The following is a 22,243-nucleotide window of genomic DNA, read 5'->3' as shown; positions in this document are numbered from 1 at the left end:
AATCGAACCGATGACCTATTCATTACGAGTGAATCGCTCTGGCCGACTGAGCTAAAGCGGCGTGGTGCGCGAACCGGTGAGTCGAGCACGCCGCACGAGTATACGAAAGACCCCGCCGCAACGCGAAACCGGCGCTCGTCGGCGCCAGCCGGGCTCAGCAGGTCAGGCCGTCCTTCGGCACGGTGCCCTCGAGGTAGAACTCGTCGATCGGCTCGTCCACGCACTGGTTGGACCGCGTGTATGCCGTGTGCCCGTCTCCCTCGTACGTGATGAGCGAGCTCCGCGCGAGCTGGTCGTGCAGCCGGACCGACCACTCGTAGGGCGTCGCCGGGTCGCGCGTGGTGCCGACGACGACGATCGGGTCAGCGCCCTCGGCGGTGACCTTCGCCGGTGGCTGCGACGAGCGCTCGGTCTCCACCGGCCACGAGCCGCACGGGAGGGAGGACCACACGAGGAACGGCCCCCACGTCGGGGCCTCGGCCGTCGAGGCCTCGGCGGCGGCCGCACGCGTCGCGAGGTCGTCGGACTCCGGCTTGTCGAGACAGTTCACCGCGTAGATGACCTCCATGATGTTGCCGCCGTAGCCACCGCCGGGCTGACGGTCGGCATACCGGTTGGCCAGGCCCATGAGCTCGGCGCCGTTGCCGTCGAGCGCGTCGCGCATCGCCCCGACGAGGGCGTCCCACATGCCCTCGTCGTACATCGCGGACGCGATCCCGAGGATCGCCCAGCCCTCGGTGAGCCGGGGGACGGCCCGGTCGTCGGTTCCCGAGAGGGGCCGGTCGTCCACCCGACCGAGGAAGTCGCGCAGCCCGGACATGACGTCGTCGACGGAGCCGCCGAGCGGGCATCGGCCCTTGTCGACGCAGAACTGCGCCCACGCCCGGGTCGCGGTCTCGAACCCCTTGGCCTGACCGAGGTTCACCTCTTGCGAGGTGAGGTCGGGGGCGACGACGCCGTCGAGGACGAAACGCCCGACGAGCTGGGGGAACAGGTCGGCGTACGTGGCTCCGAGATAGGTGCCGTAGGACTTGCCGAGGTAGTTCAGCGTGTCCTCGCCCAGCGCCGCACGCAGCACGTCCATGTCCTTGGCCGCGTCGACGGTCGAGACGTGCCCGAGCAGCGGCCCGGCGTTGGCGCCGCACTTCTGCGCGAACGACGCGGCGTTGGCCGCGAACGCCTCCTCCTCGCCCGCGTCGTCCGGCGTCGGGTCGAAGCCGAGGAAGGCGTCGAGCTCGGCGTCGCTCACACAGTCGATGGGCGCGGACCGGCCCACGCCGCGCGGGTCGAAGCCGACGATGTCGTAGCGCTGCCGCACCCCGGCGCCCACGATGAAGTCCGCGCCGCTGGCGTAGTCGACACCCGAGCCGCCCGGGCCGCCGGGGTTGACGACGAGGGCCCCCAGTCGTTGGGACTGGCGACGCGCGGGAACCCGCAGAACCTCGATCTCGATCGTGTCGCCCTCGGGCGTGCCGTAGTTGAGCGGCACCTCGAGCTTCGCGCACTGGCCGCCCGAGCAGTCCTCCCACTGCAGCTGCTGGTCGTAGAAGGCGTCCATGCCCTCCATGCCGGGCGGGGGCTTCTGCGGCGACCACGACGGCGCCGGCGCCTCCGGGGCGAAGAGGTCCTCGACGGTGCTGCAGCCCGAGGCCAGCAGGGCGACCGAGACGAGAGCAGCGGTGAAGGAGGCACGACGCATGGTGAGACCCTACGTTCCCGACCTCGACGCGAGCACCGGCGCAGACGTCAGCGGGGCAGCCGCAGGTCGAGTGCCATCGCCTCGAGGGCGAGCAGCGGCTGGACGTTGGCCGCGATCCGCTCCCGCGCCGTGCCGATGGCATCCATCGCGACGAGGACCCGTTCCGACGACAGCACCTGGGCCACCTGCTGGACCACGGACCGCGAGTCCTCGTTGACCAGGGCGGTCGGGACGCCCATCTGCAGGACGAGCGCGTCGCGGTAGACGGAGAGCAGGTCCACGAGCGCCCGGTCGACCATGTCGCGCGAGAAGCGCGTCGCCCGGACCTTCTGTTCCTTCTCGAGGGAGGACACCTGCGAGCGGATGTGTGGCGGCTGCGTCCGCGCGGACGGGTCGGCGCCCAGGATCTCCATGAGCCGGGCCTTCTCGGCGGCATCGCGCTCGGCCGAGGACGCCTGCGACTCCTCGGTCGCGATCGTCGACAGGTCCGACGCCGCGTCGATGGCGTCACCGACGGTCCGGATCTTGGAGGCGAGCGAGATGACGTCGTGACGGCGGATCCGGGCGTGCTCGTCGCGGGCCAGCCGGCGGGCGAGGCCGACGTGCGACTGGGCAGCGCGGGCGGCATACATCGCCATCGGCGGGTCGACCCCGTCGCGCCGCACGAGCAGGTCGGCCACCGCCTCGACCGAGGGGGTGCGCAGGCGCACCTGCCGCGAGCGCGAGCGGATGGTGATGATGACGTCCTCGACGGAGGGCGCGCAGAGCATCCAGACGGTCCTCGGCACCGGCTCCTCCAGCGCCTTGAGCAGCGCGTCGGCTGCTCGCTCGGTGAGCCGGTCGGCGTCCTCGATGATGATGACCCGGAAGCGGCCGACCGAGGGTCGGTGGGCCGCGAGGGTGACGAGGTCGCGGGCCTGGTCGACCTTGATCGACAGGCCCTCGGTCGCGATGACGTCGACGTCGGCGTGGGTCCCGTCGGCCGCGGTCCGGCACTCCCGGCACTCGCCGCAGCCGCCGCTCGGGCACTGCAGCGCCGCCGCGAAGGCCCGCGCGGCCACCGATCGGCCGGACCCGGGCGGTCCGGTGAGCAGCCAGGCGTGGGTCATCGCCCCGGGGTCGGAGACGGCGCGCGACAGGGTGGCGACCGCCGCGTCCTGGCCGATGACGTCACGCCAGACGGTCACGGCGAGCCGACCTCGACGAGCCCCGAGGCCACGAGCCGTCCGAGGACCGCCTCGTGGATGGCCTCGGGCGACGCCGTCCCGTCGACGACGAGGTAGCGCTCCGGCGCCCCCTGCGCCATCGCGAGGAAGTGCTGACGGACCGTGTCGTGGAAGGTGTCGCCCTCCGACTCCAGCCGGTCGTGGACCTCGCCGCGACGGCGTCGCCCCTCCTCGCTCGGCACGTCGACGATGACGGTGAGGTCGGGAACGAGCGAGTCGACCGCCCACATCTGGAGGTCGTGGACCTCGACCGCCCCGAGGTCGCGCCCGGACCCCTGGTAGGCGACCGACGAGTCGGTGTAGCGGTCGGTGACGACGACGGCGCCCCGTCCCATCGCCGGACGGATGAGCTGGTCGACGTGGTGCGCCTTGTCGGCGGCGAAGAGCAGGGCCTCGGCGCGCGGCGAGACGTGGTCCCCGTGGAGGACGAGGTCGCGGATGGCGGCGCCGAGGGGCGTGCCCCCCGGCTGGCGGGTGACGACGACCTCGCGCCCCAGCGCCCCGAGGGCATCGGCGAGCAGGCGCACCTGGGTCGACTTGCCCGCGCCGTCGCCGCCCTCGAAGGCGATGAAGAGTCCGTCCGTCACGCGCCCGAGCCTAGGCGAGCCCGCGGACAAGCCCACTCACGCGTGACGGTCGGCGTTCGCGTGGATCGCGTCCCTGACGTATGCCGCGAGCCCGGGTGCGAGGTCCTCGTACGTCGCCGTGAACCGCGGGTCCGCGACGTACATGTCGGCGAGCCCACGGTGGAACTCGTGCGTGAGGTCGTAGAACCACGTCTGGATCTGCACCCGGTGCGCCTCGGCCGCGTCCATCGCCTCGGCGGACGTCGCCGGCTTCCCGGACCGCAGCGCCGCGACGAACGCCGCGTTCACGGCCTCGCCCTCGGCCCTGATCCGCTCCCAGTCGGCCGGGGTGTGGCGCTTCGTGCGGGCGGCGGACTGCTGCCACGCGTCCGTCTCGCCCCAGCGCTCCTGCGCCTCGGCCCGGTACTCGTCCTTGAAGCCGTCGCCGAAGATCTGCTTGAGCTCCTCGGACGTGGCGGGTGTCTCGTTCATCTCTCTCCCCAGTCTGGCGTCGATGGCGTCGACGAGCCGGTGCAGCTCGTCGACCTTCTCCATGACCGCGTCGCGCTGTCGGCGCAGGTGCTCGGCCGCCGAACCGTCGCCGCGCAGGAGCGACCCGACCTCGTCGAGGGAGAGCCCGAGACGGCGGTAGGTGACGACCGTCGCGAGCCGCTCGAGGTCGGCCCCCGTGTAGAGGCGGTAGCCGGCGGGCGTCCGCTCCGACGGCGACAGCAGCCCGACCTCGTCGTAGTGGTGCAGGGTGCGCACCGTCACGCCGTAGGTCCGGGCCACCTGCCCGACCGTGAGCATCTCGTCCATGTCGACAGTGTCCCGCTCCCTCGCGAGCGACGTTCCCGATGCGGTCATGGACCCACGGTGGCGCCTTCCGTCGCGTGAGGGTCAAGCCCCGGGCACGACGTATGCCGTTTCCTCCTGTGGGCGGGCCACCTGTACCGTCACTGGCGTTCCCTCGTCGGAGCAGCGACGAATCCGCTGCACGAGGTGACAGAACAGGATCGATGCCCCATGAGCCCCACCACCTCAGCAGGGACGGGCCGCAAGCTCGTCATCGTCGAGTCGCCCGCGAAGGCCAAGACCATCGCCGGCTATCTCGGACCCGACTGGGACGTCGAGGCGTCCGTCGGCCACATCCGCGACATCCCCACCCCCTCGGAGATGCCCGCCGAGATCAAGAAGGGCCCGTTCGGCCGCTTCGGGGTGGACGTCGACAACGACTTCGAGCCCTACTACGTCGTGGACGCCGACAAGAAGAAGAAGGTCGCCGAGCTCAAGCGGCTGCTCAAGGGCGCCGACGAGCTCTACCTCGCCACGGATGAGGACCGCGAGGGCGAGGCCATCGCCTGGCACCTGCTCGAGACCCTCAAGCCCAAGGTCCCCGTGAAGCGGATGGTCTTCCACGAGATCACCAAGGAGGCCATCCAGCGCGCCGCCGCCAACACCCGCGACCTCGACACGGCCCTCGTCGACGCCCAGGAGACCCGCCGCATCCTCGACCGCCTGTACGGCTACGAGGTGTCGCCGGTCCTGTGGCGCAAGGTCAAGGCCGGCCTGTCCGCCGGGCGGGTGCAGTCCGTCGCGACCCGCATCGTCGTCGAGCGCGAGCGCGAGCGCATGGCCTTCCGCTCCGCCAACTACTGGGACGTCGAGGGCGAGTTCACGCCCGACGCCGCCTCGTCCGCCTTCACCGCGCGCCTCTCCTCCGTGGACGGGCGCCGCCTCGCGACCGGTCGCGACTTCGGTGACGACGGACGGCTCAAGGGTGAGGTCGCCCACCTCGACGAGGGGGCGGCGACGGGCATCGCGCAGGCGGTCATGGCCGCCGACGTCAGCGTCGTGTCGGTCAGCGAGAAGCCGTACACCCGCCGCCCGAGCGCACCGTTCACGACGAGCACCCTCCAGCAGGAGGCCTCGCGCAAGCTGCGTCTGTCGAGCAAGAACGCCATGCGGGTCGCGCAGCGCCTGTACGAGAACGGCTACATCACCTACATGCGCACCGACAGCACCGCCCTGTCGCAGTCGGCGCTCACCGCCGCCCGCCAGCAGGCGCGCGACCTCTACGGCGGCGACTACGTCCCCGACGCCCCGCGCAACTACGCCAAGAAGGTCAAGAACGCCCAGGAGGCGCACGAGGCCATCCGCCCCGCGGGTGACCGCTTCCGCACCCCGGCCCAGGTGGCCGGCGAGCTGCGCGGCGACGAGTTCGCCCTCTACGAGCTGATCTGGAAGCGCACCATCGCCTCGCAGATGGCCGACGCCAAGGGCTCGACCGCGACCGTCCGTCTCGGCGCGACCCTCGACAGCGGGGCCCCGGCCGAGCGCGTGGAGTTCAGCGCGAGCGGGACGGTCATCACCTTCCGAGGCTTCCTCGCGGCATACGAGGAGGGCCGGGACGAGCAGCGCGACGCGAGCTCCGACGAGGAGCGCCGCCTGCCCCGCCTGGGTGAGGGCACCGCCCTCGAGACGCTCCGCGCCGAGGCCCTCGGGCACGACACCTCGCCGCCCGCGCGCTACACCGAGGCCACGCTCGTCAAGGCCATGGAGGAGAAGGGCATCGGCCGCCCGTCGACCTACGCCTCGACGATCGGCACGATCCAGGACCGGGGCTACGTCTCGAACCGCGGCAACGCGCTCGTCCCGTCGTGGCTGGCCTTCGCGGTGACCCGGCTCATGGAGGAGCACTTCACCCGGCTCGTCGACTACGACTTCACCGCGTCGATGGAGGAGGACCTCGACCAGATCGCCGCCGGCGACGAGCAGCGTGCCGCCTGGCTCAAGCGCTTCTACTTCGGCGACGAGGCCCGCTCGCACGAGGGTCTGCGTGACCTCGTCGCGGACCTCGGCGACATCGACGCCCGCGCCATCTCGACGATCGAGATCGGCGACGGCATCGTCGTGCGCGTCGGGCGCTACGGCCCCTACGTCGAGGAGGTGGCCCCGGCCGGCGTCGACCCCGTGACCGGCGAGGTCTCCGAGGCGTATGCCGGTGCGTCGGGTTCGGACTCGACGTCCGAGTCCGACGCCGCCCCCACGCCGCGTCGCGCGACGATCAACGACGACATCGCGCCCGACGAGATGACACCGGCGAAGGCCCGCGAGCTGCTCGACACCGCCGCCGACGACGGCCGCGTGCTCGGCCAGGACCCGGAGAACGGTCGCGACATCGTCGCCAAGGCGGGCCGCTACGGCCCGTACGTCACCGAGGTGCTCCCCGAGGACGTCGCCGCCCTCAAGGGCAAGGCCAAGGTCAAGCCGCGCACCGCCTCGCTCTTCGCCGACATGGACATCGCGACCATCGAGCTCGACACCGCCCTCAAGCTCCTGTCGCTCCCCCGCGTCGTCGGTGTCGTCGTGGAGACCGTGACGGGTGAGGACGGCAAGGAGTCGACGAAGCAGGTCGAGATCACGGCCCAGAACGGGCGCTACGGCCCGTACCTCAAGAAGGGCACCGACTCCCGCTCCCTCGAGTCCGAGCAGCAGCTGTTCGAGATCACGCTGGAGCAGGCCGAGGCGATCTACGCCCAGCCCAAGCAACGTGGCCGGGCCGCCGCCAAGCCGCCGCTCAAGGAGTTCGGCCCGGACCCGGTGTCGGGCAGGCCCGTGGTCGTCAAGGAGGGTCGCTTCGGCGAGTACGTCACCGACGGCGAGACCAACGCGACCCTGCGGCGCGACGACGACCTCGAGACGCTGAGCGAAGCGCGCGCCTTCGAGCTCCTGGCCGAGAAGCGCGCCAAGGGCCCGACCACCCGCAAGCGTGCCGTCAAGAAGGCGACGAAGAAGGCTCCTGCCAAGAAGGCCGCCGCGAAGAAGGCCGCCAAGAAGGCCTGACCCCCCGCTCGACGGCGACCTGGCTGTCCTGCAGAACGCGCGGCATACCGCGCGTTCTGCAGGACAGCGCACCCGGAGAAGTTCTCCCATCTTCCTGGCATGGAAGCCTGTCGGCCGCTACGGTGACCCTGCCGCGCCGTGGGGGCCGGACGCCGCGCGGGTGGGGATCACTCGCCGACACAGAAGGCGGCACCACCATGCGCGCATCGTTGCCTCGAGTCCTGTCCACCGTCGGGGCCGCCGTCCTGGCCACCGCTGTTCTCGCCGTGGCGCCCGCCACTGCGGCGCCGACCGACACGGCACACCCGGTGTTGCGCGGCGTGGCCGTGAACGCCTCCAGCGTCAGTGCCGGCAGCACCCTGACGGCCAGTCTCGACGCGACCGACGACGTCGGCATCGAGCGGGTGTATCTGCGTTTCGACAGCGTGGAGAGCCTCGATGTGGTCTACGTCCAGCGGTCGTGGGAGGTGGGCGGCACGGTGCGGGTCGCGATTCCTCAGGACATCGCCACGGGCGGGTACCGCCTCGACCACATCGTGCTCGTGGACGGGTCGGACAAGCACGCGACGTACATCGCCAAGGGCAGCGCGCTCGCGCTCTCCCCCAAGCCGGCAGGAGCTCCGACCACGCACTCGGTCGACATGGGCGCCACGTTCTCGGTCACCGGGGGCGTGGACCGCACCCCACCGCGCATCACCTCGCTGACCTTGGCGTCGCGGCCGACGTATGCCGATGAGACCGGACGCGTGGCCCTCGCCCTCGACACGACCGAACCCGTCCAGGTCCGGGCGTCGTGGGACCAGCCGACGGGACTGCTGGGCACCAGGGGACCGCAGGAGTCGGTGTCAGGTGGGAGCGCCTCGCTGCCCGTCGACCTCTCGCCGGCCGGCATCCACTCGTTCTCGGAGATCTCGGTCAGTGACGCGGATGGCAACATCCGCCGGTACTACCCGGACGGCCGCGAGGTGTGGGGGCGCACGGAGGCAGTGCACGGGCTGCCCCTTGAGGACTTCGACGTCACGGTCAAGCCGTCGACGCCCTCTGCCGTCGTCAAGGCTCGGCCGGGATCGGTTCGTCTCCTCCTGCATGCCGACGACAGGGAGGCCAAGACCATGACGGGCTGGCGCGTCGTGGTGGGCCCCGGCTCCCTCGTGCGCGACGTTCCCGTGAAGGTCGGCTGGACGCAGGTGGACATCGGCGGACTCGCCAACGGCACGGCATACACGGTCTCCACCACGGCACGGAGCGCCGTCGGTGACAGCAGGGCGGCAGTGAGCACGATCCGACCCATGCCCTCGTCCAACGTCTTCGCGCTCCGGGACGCCACCGGCGACGGACGGGTCGACATCATCGCCCGCCAGCCTCACGGCACGCTCCCCTCCGGCGACAGCTACGTCTACCCCACCAACGGGTCCGGGACGTTCGGGCGTCGCGTCGCGGCCTTCCGGGCGAGTGAGTCGGAGTGCGAGCGCGTGGCCCCGGCCGACGTGTACCCCACCTCCGAGGCGGAGGTGCTCTGCTACGGCCCTTCCCTGCTCGCCAAGTGGCCGGCTGGGCACGGCTATCTCCTGGGGACGGCCGGCTGGTCGTCGATGAGGTTCGTCGACGGTGGACACGACGTGACGGGTGACGGCAACCCGGACGTCGTGGCGGTGACTGCGGCCGGTGTCCTCAAGATCTACGAGACTCGCCGCGCCACCACGGTCGTCGCGTCGTCGACGCTCGGCAGCGGCTGGAACGTGTTCACCGCCCTCCTCCAGGTAGGCGACTTCTCCGGCGACCGGCGTGCCGATCTCCTGGCGGTGGACGGCGCGGGCCGTCTCTGGCTCTACGCCGGCAACGGCCGCGGCGGCTTCGCCAAGGGCATCCAGATCGGCAGCGGCTGGGGAGGGTTCGGCGCGGTGATGCCCCTGCGGGACTTCAACGGCGACGGCCGAGCCGACATCGGCGCCATCACGATGGATGGCAAGCTGCTCCTGTACCCGGGCAACGGTCAAGGCGGCTTCCTCGCCAAGTCGCAGATCGGCACGGGCTGGAACATGTTCCTCTGAGCCGACGACCCACCGTGTGACCCGCTGCTGCACCGGGCCTTGTCGGACGAGCACCACCTACTCGCGAGTAGGGTCGATTCTGATCACCACCGCCCCTCACCGAGGAGAACCTCACGATGACCGACATCGACCCCGCAACGCTGACGGCGATGAGCCCGGCCGACTTCCACCTCGCCCTCAAGAAGCTCTCCGACAAGGACAGCAAGGCGCTGATGGGGGGCGAGCACCGCCAGGCCCTCCTCGACAAGATCTTCTCGGGGTTCCCGACCTTCTTCAACGCCGACAAGGCCAAGGGTGCAGCCGCCCGCGTCAACTGGCGCGTCACCGGCGCACCCGACGGCGGGAGCGACACCTACGCCGTCGTCGTCGGGGACGGCGCCTGCCACATCGAGAAGGACCCGACCGAGGAGCCCACGACCTCGATCATGCTCGGACCGGCCGAGTTCGTGAAGCTCATCACCGGCTCCGGCAATCCGACGATGATGGTGATGACGGGCAAGGTCAAGGCCCGGGGCGACCTCAGCGCGGCGATGTCGTTCCCGAACTGGTTCGACACGCCCAAGCGCTGACCCGTGGCGCTGAACCCGCTCACCGTCTGGGCGGTGCTGGTCCGGCGCGGACTGCTCGGGCCCGGCCTCCCGCACCGGCAGGTCCGCCAGCTGCTGGCCCTGCACCGCTGGGGTTTCGGCCTCTCCGGCGAGCTGCGCCAGGCGGCGAGCCGGGACCCCAAGAGGGTCGCGGTCATCGACGAGGAGCGCGGCCCGGTCACCTACGCCGAGCTGCTCGCCCGCTCCGAGCAGGCCGCCGCCCTGCTGGGCGACAGGGGCTTCCGGCCCGGCCAGCGGGTCGGCCTGCTGGCCCGCAACCACGTGGGCGCGGTCGAGGTCATGTGCGGCGCCGCCGCGGCCGGCGTCGACCTCGTCCTCCTGAACACCGGCCTGTCCGCCACCCAGCTCGCGCTCGTCGTCGAGCAGCAGTCGGTCGTCGGGCTCGTCCACGACGACGAGTTCGCGGCTGTCGTCGGCGACCTGTCCGAGGACGTCACCGTCATCGGCCACGCCGCCTGGGAGTCGGCGCTCGCCGAGGCACCCCCGAGGAAGGTGGTCGCCCCACCCGCCCGGGGTGGTCGCACGATCATCCTCACCTCGGGGACGACCGGCGTCCCCAAGGGCGCCCCCCGACGCGTGCCGAGCGGCTTCGGTCCGCTCGTGTCGATCATCGAGCGCATCCCCCTGCGCGTGCACGACCGGATCCTCGTCAGCGCCCCGATCTTCCACACGTGGGGGTACGGCGCGATGCAGCTCGGTTTCGCCCTGCGCGGCACGATCGTCCTGCGACGTCGCTTCGACCCGCAGGACGCCAAGGACACGCTCGAGCAGGCGGACTGCGACGCGATGTTCGCCGTCCCCGTCATGCTCCAGCGGATGATGGAGCTGCCCGCCGACCCGGGCGGTCGTGCTCGGCGCGCGAACCTGCGGGTCGTCGCGACGTCGGGCAGCGCCCACCCCCACGGCTTCACGACGAAGTTCATGGACGAGTACGGCGACGTGCTCTACAACCTCTACGGCTCGACCGAGGCGTCGTGGGTCTGCATCGCCACCCCCGAGGACCTCGCGCGCGAACCCGACACCGCCGGGACCCCTCCCCTGGGCACGGTGGTCCGCATCCTCGACGGCGAGGGGCGTGAGGTCGCACCGGGAGAGACCGGACGCATCTTCTGCGGCAACGCCCTCGTCTTCGAGGGCTACACGTCAGGGGCGAACAAGGAGTTCGTCGACGGCCTGGTCTCGACCGGCGACATGGGCCACCAGCGGGACGGCCTGTACTTCGTCGACGGGCGTGACGACGACATGATCGTCAGCGGCGGCGAGAACGTCTACCCGGTCGAGGTCGAGTCGCTGCTCGTGAAACACCCCGACGTGCGCGAGGTGTCCGTCGTCGGGGTCCCCGACCCGGAGTTCGGCCAGCGGCTGGCGGCCTTCGTCGTCCTCCACGAGGGGGGCCGGCTCACCGCCGAGCAGGTCAAGGACCACGTCCGGGCGAACCAGGCGCGGCACTGCGTCCCCCGCGAGGTGCACTTCGTCGACGCGCTCCCGCGCAACGAGACCGGCAAGGTCCTCGCCCGGGAGCTGCGCGACCGCCTCCCCTGACCCCGACTCATTGCGCATTCCGGTCGCTCCCCGCGGGCCGAAGGCCCTGCGGTGCGACCGGAATGCGCAATGAGTCGGCAGGGGGTCGGGGCTACTTCACCTCGCGGTGGAGGACCCGCCAGGAGCCGACGGCCAACGGCAGCAGCACCCACACCCCGAACGACGTCCCGAGCTGGCCCCAGTTCTCGCCGGTCATGGTGCCGTTGAGCAGCGGCTCGGTGACCTGGTTGAGGTCGAGCCACCGGCTCGCGGTCTCGATCGACGACACGAGGCCGCTCGCGATGCTCCACACGGTCGGGAGCACGAGCGAGGCGACGATGGCGAACGGGGTGTTGAGGAAGAGGAACCCGAACGCGAGGCCCTGGAGCACGAAGATCGCGAAGGCCAGCGTCACCCCCAGGGCGGTCTGCCAGGTGACGTCCCACGCCCCGCTGGCGTCGCTGGTCGACGCACCGATGACGTTGGCGATTGCCGCCGCGGCGAAGCCGGAGGCCGTGACCACGAGCCCGAGGATCAGGGAGGCGATGACCTTGGCGGTGATGGCCCGTCCCCGGCGCGGCTCGAGGGTGAACGTCACGAGGCCGGTGCGCTGGCTCCACTCCGACGTCGCCGACATGATGCCGAGGATCGGCAGCAGGACGAGGAGCGGGAACGACGCCAGCGTGAGCAGCGTCCCGAACGTCGCCTCGACCGCCGGCCCCCAGATGAGGAAGACGGTCACGACGATCGCCGACACGGCCGACATGATGAGGAGCAGCCAGAGCCCGGCCTTGGTGTCGATCATCTTGCGCAGCTCGACGGTGACGAGCCGGGGCAGCGGCACGCCGGGCCGTCCATCGGCTGCGCGCGACGGGGCGGGCAGCCCGACCGGTCGCTCCGCCCGGGCGGGGATGTGGGTCTCGGTGGCGGTCATGCGGCGGTCCCTTCGCGCGAGGTGGAGGCGGTGAGGCTGAGGAACATCTCCTCGAGCCCCTCGGAGCCTCCCGAGCGCAGCTCGAGCAGGACGATGCGCTCGTCGAGAGCGACCCGCCCGACGACGCCGGACTCGGCGTCGACCACGAGGCCGGCGGGCGTCTGCGTCACGGTGACGCCGGCGCGGTCGAGGGCTGCGCGCAGGCCCCGGTCGTCGGAGGAGCGGACCGTCGTGCCGCCCCGGCTGAGCAGCTCGTCCTTGGTGCCCCGGGCCACGATGCGCCCCCGGCCGATCATGACGAGGTCGTCGGCGATGACCTGGACCTCGTGGAGCAGGTGGCTCGAGAGCAGGACGGTGCCGCCGCCGTCGGCGAAGCCACGCAGCAGCCCACGCATCCAGTGGATGCCCTGCGGGTCCAGCCCGTTGGCGGGCTCGTCGAGGATGAGCACCTCGGGCTGACCCAGCAGCGCCGACGCCAGGCCGAGCCGCTGCCGCATGCCGAGCGAGTAGTTGCGGACCCGTCGGCCGGCCTCCTCATCGGTGAGGCCGACGAGCGCGAGCGCCTCGTCGACGCGTGACCGCGGCACCCCGATCTGGATCGCCGCGAGCCGCAGCACCTCCCGACCCGTGCGGCCGGGGTGCTGGGCGGACGCGTCGAGCATGACGCCCACCTGCCGGCCCGGGTTGTGCAGGTCGCGGTACGCCTTCCCCAGGACCGTGGCGCGGCCGCTCGTCGCCGGCGTCAGCCCGGTCATCATCCGCATGGCGGTGGACTTGCCGGCGCCGTTGGGCCCGAGGAAGCCGACCACGCTGCCCGGCCGCACCTCGAAGGAGATGTCGTCCACGGCGCTGAAGCTCCCGTAGCGCTTGGTGAGGTTCTCGACGGTGATCATGGTGGCCAGCCTGCCCTCCCACGTCGCGGACCACATCGGCCGCCGGTCCGGACGGCATACGACTTTGGTATGCCGGCCCACGCAGAGCGTGGGACCCGCGCGCGCCTGCCGCAGCCCCAGGGCTGACGCGCCCCGCACCACCTCGTGCCTAGGCTCGCCCCATGTCCGACTCCCCGGTGCGCGCCCACGGTCGCCTCGGCTCACTGTGGCGCTACGCCCTCGCCGGGACGATCAGCCTCGTCGCGTGGGCGGCGACCGCGATCGGTTTCGCCGAGGGCGAGATCAACGACCAGCCGATCGTCGGCTGGTTCCTCGTCGGCGACACCCTGCTGGGCGTGGCGTCGTTCGTCCTCGTCCACCTCCGGCACCGCAGACCGGCGCTCGTCGCCGTCCTCACCGGCGCGTTCTCGTCCGTCTCGGTGAGCAGTGCGGGGCCGGCAATCTGGATGGTCGGCTCGCTGACCTCGCGACACCGGTGGCAGCTGCTCTGGCTCGTCGTGCCCCTCAACGTCGCGGCCGGCGTGGTGCAGGAGCGCCTCTACCCCGGGGAGGACGACCTGCCCGTCTGGGCCGCCATCCTCCTCGGCGTCCTCGTCATCGCCGTCGTCGTGGCGGTCGGCTACGCGATGGGGTCGCAGCGCGACCTCATGACGTCGCTGCGAGAGCGCGCCGACACCGCCGAGCGCGAGCAGCAGGCTCGGGTCGCCCGGGCGCAGACCGCCGAGCGCACCCGGATCGCCCGCGAGATGCACGACGTCCTCGCGCACCGGATCTCGCTCGTCGCCATGCACGCGGGTGCGCTCGGCTACCGGACCGACCTCACCGCGGAGGAGCAGGGGACCGCCGCGAGGACCATCGAGGAGAACGCGCACCAGGCACTTCGGGACCTGCGCGACGTCCTCGGGGTGCTGCGCGACCCGACCGCACCGGCCGACGCCCCGCCCGAGCTCCCCCAGCCGGTCATCGGCGACATCACCCGGCTCGTCGACGAGGAGCGGGCCGGCGGGATGCGGGTCACGCTCGAGAACACGCTGGTGGGTGAGCCTCCGGACGTGCGGGCGCGGACGGCATACCGGGTCGTCCAGGAGGCGCTGACCAACGCGCGGAAGCACGCGGTGGGCACGGCGGTGACGGTCACCCTGGCCGGCAACGTCGACGAGGGTCTGACGGTCCGGGTCCGCAACGCGGCGCCGACCGGGGCGCGTGGGTCGGGGTGGCCCGACTCTGGTCTGGGGCTGGTCGGCCTCCACGAGCGGGTGGCCCTCGCCGGCGGCCGGATCGAGCACGGGCCCGACACCACCGGCGGCTGGTCCCTCACCGCATGGATACCGTGGCGGGTGTGAGCGACCCCTCCCCGATCCGGCTGGCGCTGGTCGACGACGACCCGATGGTGCGCGCCGCCCTGCGCATGATGCTCGGCGGTGACTCGGGCATCGAGGTCGTCGGCGAGGCGACGAACGGCGAGGAGGCCCTCACGCTCGTTCCGACGTCCGGTGCGGAGGTGGTCCTCATGGACATCCGTATGCCGGTGCGTGACGGCCTCAGCGCCACCGAGCTTCTCCTGCAACGCCATCCGCGCCTCAAGATCATCGTGCTCACGACGTTCGACACCGACGACATGGTGCTGTCGGCCCTACGTCTGGGTGCCGCCGGGTTCATGCTCAAGGACACGCCACCGGCCCGGCTCGTCGAGGCCGTCCGGACGGTGGCTGCCGGCCAGCCCATGCTGTCGCCGAGCGTGACCGCCCAGCTCATCGCGGCGGTGTCGCAGCCGCCGACGGTCGAGAGCGACCGGAGCCGGGCGGCCCGGGCGGCCCTGGGCTCGCTCACCGACCGCGAGCGCGAGGTGGCCGTCGCGGTGGGCCGGGGCCTGAGCAACGCCGAGATCTCGGCCGAGCTGTTCATGAGCGTGCCGACCGTCAAGACCCACGTCGGGCGGCTCTTCACCAAGCTCGAGGTCGACAACCGCGTCCAGCTCGCGATCCTGGTCCACGATGCCGCCGAGTGAGGCCGTGGAGCACCGGTGCGGGGTGGTCGTGCATCCCGGCAAGGCCGGCAGCAGCGAGGCGCTCGCCGCGGTGCGGCGCGCCACCCGTCGCCGGGGCTGGCCCGAACCGGTCGTCCGGCGGACGACGGTCGAGTCCCCCGGCGCGGCCCAGGTGGGCGAGCTGCTCGAGGCGGGGGTCGACCGTCTCGTGGTCGTCGGCGGCGACGGGACCGTCCGCGAGGTCGCGGCGGCGCTGTCGCGCTCGGGACGGGCGGCGGACCTTGTCGCTCTGGGCGTCGTCCCCACCGGCACGGCGAACCTCTGGGCACGGACCATCGGCATCCACGGCCGCGGCGTGGACGAGACGGCGGACGTCGCGCTCGACGGGCCCACCCGTGACAGCGACCTCGCCTGGCTGACGACGACCCACGCGGACGGCAGCACCCGCTCGCACGACGTCGCCGTCGTGGCCGGGGTGGGCATGGACGCGGAGGCGTTCGCCTCGGTCGAGGACGGCGAGAAGCACCGGCTCGGGTGGCCGGCGTACTTCGCCGCGCTCGCGCGTCGGGCGACCGGCCGGCCGACGCGGCTCACCGCCCGGCTCGACGGTCGCGCCCTCGGTCCCGAGGACGTGCGGACGGTGCTCGTCGGCAACTGCCGCGTCCTGCCCCTGGGCCTGCCGCTGATGCCGTCGGCCTCGATGACAGACGGCCGTCTCGACTTCCTGGTCGTCGCCCCGCGGTCGGTGCTCGGCTGGGCCGGCGTGGCCGCGGGGGTCCTCACCCGCCAGCGCGGACGGTGGACGGGTCTGCGCAGCCACCGCGCCCGCCACGTCGTCATCGACCTCGACGCGCCGACCGCCGTCCACGTCGACGGGGACCCGGTGGGCGAGGCGGTGCGGCTCGAGCTCGGTGTCGTCCCCGGAGCGGTCCTCGTCCGGGCGCCGGCCCCGGCGGTGGCGTCGTCCGCGGGCGGCCCGACGAGCATCGACCGGATCCTCGACGACCCCACCCCCGAGGCACTGGCGCAGGCCCTGCGCCACCCCGGCCGCTGGCGGCTCGGTCACGCCCACGAGGTCGTCGTGCGAGACGCGTTCCTCGCCCTCGAGGGGTCCGCCCTCACCCGCTTCAAGAGCCTGCTCAACTCCGGCCGCGACCATCGGGACCTCGAGCACCTCGTGTTCGACGTCGTCGACGACGAGGGCCTGCGGCGCGACATCCTCGACCACATCCGCGTTCAGGCGCAGGGCGTCGAGGTGCCCGACCTCCACGTCCTCAGCGACATCGACGACACGCTCCGGTGCGCCCTGCACGACACGAGGTACCCCCGGGGCACCGTCTATCCCGGCGTCATCGCGCTCTACCGGGCCCTGGACGCCGGCCACGCGGCCGACCCCGAGTCGCCGGGCGACCTCACCTTCGTCACCGCCCGGCCGATGGACGTGGCGGGTCTCATCGAGCAGCACACGCGGCGCGGCCTGGGCACGCTCGGGCTGCCGCCCCACGCCGTCCTGTCGGGGGCGTTCGTCGGGCTGCGCGACCACGACTCGATGGCCGGAGCCAAGCTCGAGAACTTCCTGCGCTTCCGCGCGCTCATGCCGGAGACGCACGTCGTGTTCATCGGCGACAGCGGACAGGGCGACGTCGAGGTGGGTCGGCGGATGCTCGCGGCGGATCCCGACGCGGTGCGGCTCGTCCTCATCCACGACGTCGTCGACACCGCAGCCTCGGAGCGGGACGCCCTGCGCGAGGAGGGAATCGTCCTCGTCGACACCCCCGTCGGGGGCGCCCTGGAGGCATATGCGGCCGACCTCGTCTCGGTGTCCGGCCTGGCGGCCGTCGCCGCGTCGGCGAGGGACGAGCTGGCCGGGATCGCGTGGGAGACCCCCGAGCAGGAGGCGACGACCCGGGCCCTGATCGAGCGGGACCTCGAGCGTGCGGCCGCCGTCGGGCCGGGTCCGACCTCGCCGGACGACGGGTGGCCCCGACCGGCTCCGTGACCTGAGGCGGACTCCTCGTCGGCCGTGCTCGCCACGAGCCTGGTCAGCCTGGCGATCGGCCTGCTCACGGCCGGATGACCAGGCCCGGACCGTCCGACCGAGCCCTAGACAAACATTCAACGACCTGCGCAGAATGGGGAATGGACACTCCTTCCGCTCCCACCCGCCGTCTCCTCCTCACCGGTGCGGCCGCGTCGATCGTCGCGTCCTCGCTCTCGCTCGCCTCCCCCTCCTTCGCCCGTCCGCGCAGAGCCGTCCCCGCCCCCGAGACCGTCGCGCTGCCCGACGGCATCCGCCCCGAGGGCATCACGTCCGGACCGGGCACCCGCTTCTACGTCGGGTCCCTCGCGGACGGCCGCATCGTCGCCGGCGACCTGCTCACCGGGTCCTCGAGCACCCTGCTCGCCGGCAGCGCCGGACGCCAGCTCCGCGGCCTCTACTGGGACTCCCGGACCAACCTCGTCTGGGCCGCCGGCAACGTCGGGGCGGACGGGTACGTCTGGGCGGTCGACGGCACGACTGGCGCCGTCGTCCAGGAGACGCTCGTCGAGGGCGCGAAGTTCCTCAACGACCTCGTCGCCGTCGGCGACTCCGTGTGGGTCACCGACTCACGGTTCACCCCGGACCGGCTGGTGCGGGTGCCGCTCACGTCCACCGGCGCACCGACGGGCGCCACGCCGATCCCCGTGGCGCTCGGGGGAGCCTGGCCGCAGGGCAACGGGACGGCCATCAGCGCCAACGGGATTCGGGCCCTCCCCGATGGCTCCCTCATCCTCAACAACTCCTCGGCCGGCGGCCTGTGGCAGGTCGATCCCGCCTCCGGCGTCGCCACCGAGATCGCGGTCAAGGGCGGTCCGGGCATCACCGGAGGTGACGGCCTCGTCATCGACGGATCCACGCTGTACAACGTCCGGGGATCCGGCCAGAACGAGGTCTCGGTGCTCCTGCTCACGCGAACCGGCTCGACGTGGGCGGCGGCGTGGCGCGGCGCTCGCTCCGACGAGACGCTCGACGTCCCCTCGACGGCCACCCTCGCCGGTGGGTGGCTCTGGGCGGTCAACGCCCGCTTCGGCGTCGCCTCGCCGGGCACCGCCTCCTACTGGATCACCCGTCTCCCGGCCCGCTGACTCGCGGTCCACGACCCGGCTCCCGGCCTAGAGTCGGGTCGTGGACACCCGAACCCCCGTCATCTACCTCAGCCACGGCGCCCCGCCGCTCGCCGACGACGAACGGTGGACCGGTGAGCTGTCCGCCTGGTCCGCCGAGCTTCCCCGGCCGTCGAGCATCCTCGTGGTGTCGGCCCACTGGGAGCAGGCGCCCATCTCGGTGAGCTCCACTGAGACGGGAACCCCTCTGCTCTACGACTTCTGGGGCTTCCCGCAGAAGTACTACGACGTGACGTATGCCGCTCCGCCCGCACCCGAGCTGGCTCGCTCCGTCGCGGCCCACCTGGGCGACACCGGCGGCGGGCTGCACCAGGACCCGACCCGCGGTCTCGACCACGGCGCCTACGTGCCGCTCGTCGAGATGTTCCCCGAGGCCGACGTCCCGGTGCTCCAGCTGTCGATGCCGACCCTGGACCCGCAGGAGCTCTTCGCCATCGGCACGCGGCTCGCGCCCCTGCGCGACGAGGGCACCCTCATCATCGGGTCGGGCTTCACGACCCACAACCTGCGCTGGTTCAACCCACGAGCCGGCGCCGACAGCGCGCCCCCGGCGGCGTCGTCGGAGTTCGACCACTGGGCGGCCGAGGCCGTCGACGCCGGCGACGTCGACGCCCTCCTCGACTTCATGGACAAGGCCCCGGCCGCGGCAGAGGCCCACCCGCGCACCGAGCACTGGGCGCCGCTGTTCGTCAGTCTCGGCGCGGCGCACGGCGGTGGCGGCATCGACGCCAGCAGCGTCATCGACGGGTTCTGGTTCGGCCTGTCGAAGCGGTCCTGGCAGTTCGCCTGACAACGCACGAACGCACGAACGCACGAACGCCCCGTGCGCCGACCGGCCGGCATACGAGGCGTTCGTGCTCTGCTCAGTGGGAGGAGCGGGGCTTCTTGCGGGGCGCCGGTCGGGTGGCGTCGTCGACGACAGGCTCGACGTGGTCGGGGACCACGGTCGGTCGCACGCGAGCCCAGGTCATGAACCCCGCGGAGACGACGAGCAGCGCCAGACCGGTCCACAGGTTGGCGTTGATGCCGCCGGTCTTCTCGAGCTCCTTGTCGCCGAAGAGGCCCATGAGGGTGAGGATGATCCCGTAGAGCCCGAGCAGCATCCCGATGAAGTTGCGGATGTCGAACGCTCCGGCAGTCTTCTTGTCAGCCATGTCGCGCACCTCCTAGAAGGCGAAGTTGAGGATGAGGACCATGACGCCGGCAACGATCGCGAGCGGGATCGTGCGCTGGTACCAGGGGCGGGCCGCCTCGTCCGGGTCGACGAGGTCCTCCTTGGGCGTCTCCGAGTAGACGAGGCCCTTGAGCTCGGAGGCCGGCTTGGGCGTCGTGACCAACGAGACGGCGACCGACACGATGATGTCGACGACGAAGGCCGTCGACGCCGCGACGAAGCTCGCGCCCTGGCCGGCGAGCGGGATCACGCCCAGGCTCGCCGTGCCGAACGCGTCCTCGGAGAGGAACGCCACCGTGACGGCCGACAGGGTTCCGGCCACGAGCCCCGCCCACCCTGCGGTCGGCGTCATGCGCTTCCAGAACATGCCGAGGATGAAGGTGGCGAAGAGCGGCGCGTTGAAGAAGCCGAACAGCGTCTGGAGGTAGTCCATGATGTTGGAGAAGCCGCCGGCGATCGACGCCGTGAAGATCGCGATGACCGTCGCCGCCACCGTCGCGAGACGGCCGATGCGCAGGTAGTAGTCGTCGCTGCGGTCCTTGCGGATGTAGCGCTCCCACAGGTCGTAGCTGAAGACCGTGTTGAAGGCCGAGATGTTGGCCGCCATGCCCGCCATGAACGCGGCGAGAAGTCCGGAGATGGCGAGCCCGAGGAGTCCGTTGGGCAGCACGTCGCGCATGAGGAGGAGGAGGGCGTCGTTGTACTTGACCTCACCGCTCGCGCCACCGGTCGGTGTCCCGCCACCCTTGAGGTCGATCATCTCCGTGACGAGGACGGCGGCGACCATGCCGGGGAGGATGACGATGAACGGCACGAACATCTTGGGAAAGGCGCCGATGATCGGCGTCTTGCGCGCCGACGAGATCGAGTTCGAGGCCATGGCCCGCTGGACCTCGACGAAGTTGGTCGTCCAGTAGCCGAACGAGAGCACGAAGCCGAGACCGAAGACGATGCCGATGACGGAGAGGATCCCGGAGTCGAAGCCGGTGAGCGCCTGGCCCGGCCAGGCGTTGAGCTGCTGTTCGGCCGAGGCCACCTCGGCCTCGGCGGGTGCGCGCTCAGCGGCTGCGGTGAGCTTCTCCTGCAGGCCGCTCCAGCCCCCCACGCGGTTGAGCCCGATGAGGGTCAGCGGCAGGAGTGAGGCGACGATGACGAAGAACTGGAGGACCTCGTTGTAGATCGCTGCCGAGAGCCCACCGAGTGTGATGTACGACAGCACGATGACGGCGGCGACGACGAGCGCCACCCAGAGCGGCCAGCCGAGCAGCGCCTGGACGATGGACCCGAGGAGGAAGAGGTTGACACCGGCGATGAGAAGCTGGGCCACCGCGAAGCTGATGGCGTTGACGAGGTGGGCACCGGTGCCGAAGCGGCGGAACATGAACTCCGGGACCGAGCGGACCTTCGAGCCGTAGTAGAAGGGCATCATGACGATGCCGAGGAAGAGCATCGCCGGGATGGCGCCGACCCAGAAGTAGTGGACCGTCGGCAAGCCGTACTGCGCGCCGTTGGCCGACATGCCCATGATCTCGACGGCGCCGAGGTTGGCCGAGATGAAGGCGAGCCCCGTGACCCACGCCGGCAGCGACCGTCCGGACAGGAAGAAGTCGATGGAGTCCGAGACGGCGCGCCTGGCGGCCAGCCCGATCCCCATGACGAAGACGAAGTACAGACCGACGATGAGGTAGTCGACGGCGTTCGCGTCGATGAGGGGCTCGGCCGCCGCGAGGGCTACCGGTGCGAAAGTCGATGACATCAGCGGCATCCTCCTGGTCAGTCGGCCCGCGGGCCCGAACTCGACCAACGTACAGCCGCAACCAGCCCGAGCGCCCGACGAGCGCAGGCCGGTTGGAGAGGGTGCTACGTCGCCGTTGCCGCCGTCGTCGGCGGGAGGTCGCGGGTGTCCCTGGGCGCGTCACCTGTCGGGTCGACCTTGCGGAGGACGGCCTCGAGCGCGTCGGACAGGGCGTCGACCTGCTCACGGGAGAGCGGGTCGAGCACGAACTCGCGGACGGTGGCGACGTGCCCCGGGGCCGCGTCGACCAGGGCGGCGTACCCCTCGTCGGTGAGGTGGGCGTTGCTGGCCCGCCTGTCCTCCGGCGCCTCGGCCCGCTCGACGAGTCCGCGCTCCTCCAGCCGGCGCACGACGTGCGACAGGCGCGGGAGGGTCGCGTTGGTCCGCAGCCCGAGGTGCGTCATGCGCAGGGTCCGCTCCGGGGCGTCCGACAGCATCGCGAGCACCTGGTACTCGTAGTGGGTCAGGCCAGAGTCCCGGCGCAGCTGGGAGTCGAGGATGCCCGGCAGTCGCTCGGCCACGGCGATGAGCCGCAGCCACGCCGTCATCTCGGCCTGGTCGAGCCAGCGCACGTCATCGGTCCCGGTCACGCCCCGATCGTAGGCGGGATCCGTTCGTCCCGGCGGACGTCCGCGTGCGCCGCCCCCTCCCGCGCGCGTCCGCAGAGATGGTCGAGTTCGCGACCAAGGTTGCGGACGCACGCGGGGCGGCCGGCCCGGCGACGGCGGAACGGAACCGGCCGGCATACGCGCGTCCGCGGAGATGGTCGAGTTCGCGA

Annotated in this window: 18 protein-coding genes; 9 read left to right on the top strand and 9 right to left on the bottom strand. The window is 71.8% G+C overall.

The features are described 5' to 3' along the window. Window positions 1-154: 154 nt before the first annotated feature. Genes N801_RS15750 through N801_RS15735 form a run of 4 tightly spaced genes read right to left on the bottom strand, consistent with a single transcriptional unit; the run spans window position 155 to window position 4,358 of the window. A complete protein-coding gene (locus N801_RS15750) occupies window positions 155-1,699 on the bottom strand; it encodes an alpha/beta hydrolase (protein ID WP_035939852.1) in 1,545 nt (514 codons plus the stop codon). 47 nt (window positions 1,700-1,746) lie between these two features. Beyond that, window positions 1,747-2,886: a DNA polymerase III subunit delta' gene (locus tag N801_RS15745; protein ID WP_035939850.1), complete on the bottom strand. Its 1,140-nt coding sequence runs from the start codon at window positions 2,884-2,886 to the stop codon at window positions 1,747-1,749. Beyond that, window positions 2,883-3,512, bottom strand: a complete 630-nt coding sequence (tmk, locus tag N801_RS15740) for a dTMP kinase (protein WP_035939848.1) — start codon at window positions 3,510-3,512, stop codon at window positions 2,883-2,885. The genes N801_RS15745 and tmk overlap by 4 nt, the downstream gene beginning before the upstream one ends. A gap of 36 nt (window positions 3,513-3,548) precedes the next feature. Continuing rightward, window positions 3,549-4,358 (bottom strand): MerR family transcriptional regulator, encoded by an 810-nt coding sequence (locus N801_RS15735; protein ID WP_245618478.1) that lies wholly within the window; start codon window positions 4,356-4,358, stop codon window positions 3,549-3,551. Between the two features lie 159 nt (window positions 4,359-4,517). Between N801_RS15735 and topA the strand changes: the two genes are divergently transcribed. The 4 genes from topA to N801_RS15715 all read left to right on the top strand — a co-directional run bounded on the left by topA (window position 4,518) and on the right by N801_RS15715 (window position 11,538). After that, window positions 4,518-7,337, top strand: coding sequence for a type I DNA topoisomerase (gene topA, locus N801_RS15730; RefSeq protein WP_035939843.1), 2,820 nt, complete (start codon window positions 4,518-4,520; stop codon window positions 7,335-7,337). A 197-nt stretch (window positions 7,338-7,534) separates the two neighbouring features. Continuing rightward, window positions 7,535-9,388 (top strand): FG-GAP repeat domain-containing protein, encoded by a 1,854-nt coding sequence (locus N801_RS15725; protein ID WP_035939840.1) that lies wholly within the window; start codon window positions 7,535-7,537, stop codon window positions 9,386-9,388. A gap of 116 nt (window positions 9,389-9,504) precedes the next feature. Then, entirely contained in the window at window positions 9,505-9,957 is a 453-nt protein-coding gene (locus N801_RS15720; protein WP_035939837.1) for an SCP2 sterol-binding domain-containing protein, read from the top strand. A gap of 3 nt (window positions 9,958-9,960) precedes the next feature. Continuing rightward, the gene (locus tag N801_RS15715) at window positions 9,961-11,538 is read left to right on the top strand and encodes an AMP-binding protein (RefSeq protein ID WP_211254745.1); all 1,578 of its coding nucleotides are present in this window, start codon (window positions 9,961-9,963) and stop codon (window positions 11,536-11,538) included. A gap of 91 nt (window positions 11,539-11,629) precedes the next feature. Here the strand turns inward: N801_RS15715 and N801_RS15710 are convergent, their stop codons facing one another. After that, window positions 11,630-12,451: an ABC transporter permease gene (locus N801_RS15710; RefSeq protein WP_035939835.1), complete on the bottom strand. Its 822-nt coding sequence runs from the start codon at window positions 12,449-12,451 to the stop codon at window positions 11,630-11,632. Then, window positions 12,448-13,344 (bottom strand): ABC transporter ATP-binding protein, encoded by an 897-nt coding sequence (locus N801_RS15705; protein ID WP_211254744.1) that lies wholly within the window; start codon window positions 13,342-13,344, stop codon window positions 12,448-12,450. Before N801_RS15705 ends, N801_RS15710 begins: the two co-directional genes overlap by 4 nt. 161 nt (window positions 13,345-13,505) lie before the next feature. Between N801_RS15705 and N801_RS15700 the strand changes: the two genes are divergently transcribed. The 5 genes from N801_RS15700 to N801_RS15680 all read left to right on the top strand — a co-directional run bounded on the left by N801_RS15700 (window position 13,506) and on the right by N801_RS15680 (window position 19,286). Next, window positions 13,506-14,687: a sensor histidine kinase gene (locus N801_RS15700; RefSeq protein WP_035939832.1), complete on the top strand. Its 1,182-nt coding sequence runs from the start codon at window positions 13,506-13,508 to the stop codon at window positions 14,685-14,687. After that, window positions 14,684-15,352: a response regulator transcription factor gene (locus N801_RS15695; protein ID WP_245618477.1), complete on the top strand. Its 669-nt coding sequence runs from the start codon at window positions 14,684-14,686 to the stop codon at window positions 15,350-15,352. Before N801_RS15700 ends, N801_RS15695 begins: the two co-directional genes overlap by 4 nt. Continuing rightward, entirely contained in the window at window positions 15,339-17,330 is a 1,992-nt protein-coding gene (locus tag N801_RS19930) for a diacylglycerol kinase family protein (protein ID WP_052113194.1), read from the top strand. Before N801_RS15695 ends, N801_RS19930 begins: the two co-directional genes overlap by 14 nt. A gap of 140 nt (window positions 17,331-17,470) precedes the next feature. After that, the gene (locus N801_RS15685; protein ID WP_035939825.1) at window positions 17,471-18,457 is read left to right on the top strand and encodes an NHL repeat-containing protein; all 987 of its coding nucleotides are present in this window, start codon (window positions 17,471-17,473) and stop codon (window positions 18,455-18,457) included. 40 nt (window positions 18,458-18,497) lie between these two features. Continuing rightward, the gene (locus N801_RS15680) at window positions 18,498-19,286 is read left to right on the top strand and encodes a dioxygenase family protein (RefSeq protein WP_035939822.1); all 789 of its coding nucleotides are present in this window, start codon (window positions 18,498-18,500) and stop codon (window positions 19,284-19,286) included. A gap of 73 nt (window positions 19,287-19,359) precedes the next feature. Here N801_RS15680 and N801_RS15675 read toward each other — a convergent pair whose 3' ends face one another. From N801_RS15675 to N801_RS15665, 3 genes are all read right to left on the bottom strand, one after another. Beyond that, entirely contained in the window at window positions 19,360-19,650 is a 291-nt protein-coding gene (locus N801_RS15675; RefSeq protein WP_052113193.1) for a hypothetical protein, read from the bottom strand. Window positions 19,651-19,662: 12 nt separating this feature from the next. Then, the gene (locus N801_RS15670; protein WP_035939818.1) at window positions 19,663-21,426 is read right to left on the bottom strand and encodes a sodium:solute symporter family protein; all 1,764 of its coding nucleotides are present in this window, start codon (window positions 21,424-21,426) and stop codon (window positions 19,663-19,665) included. Between the two features lie 104 nt (window positions 21,427-21,530). Then, window positions 21,531-22,013: a MarR family winged helix-turn-helix transcriptional regulator gene (locus tag N801_RS15665; RefSeq protein WP_052113195.1), complete on the bottom strand. Its 483-nt coding sequence runs from the start codon at window positions 22,011-22,013 to the stop codon at window positions 21,531-21,533. Window positions 22,014-22,243: the final 230 nt, after the last annotated feature.

It is taken from the genome of Knoellia aerolata DSM 18566 (genome assembly GCF_000768695.1).
Taxonomy (GTDB): Bacteria; Actinomycetota; Actinomycetes; order Actinomycetales; family Dermatophilaceae; genus Knoellia; species Knoellia aerolata.
Note: the sequence above shows the minus strand (reverse complement) of the source record. Positions and strands in the feature narration are given on the sequence as shown.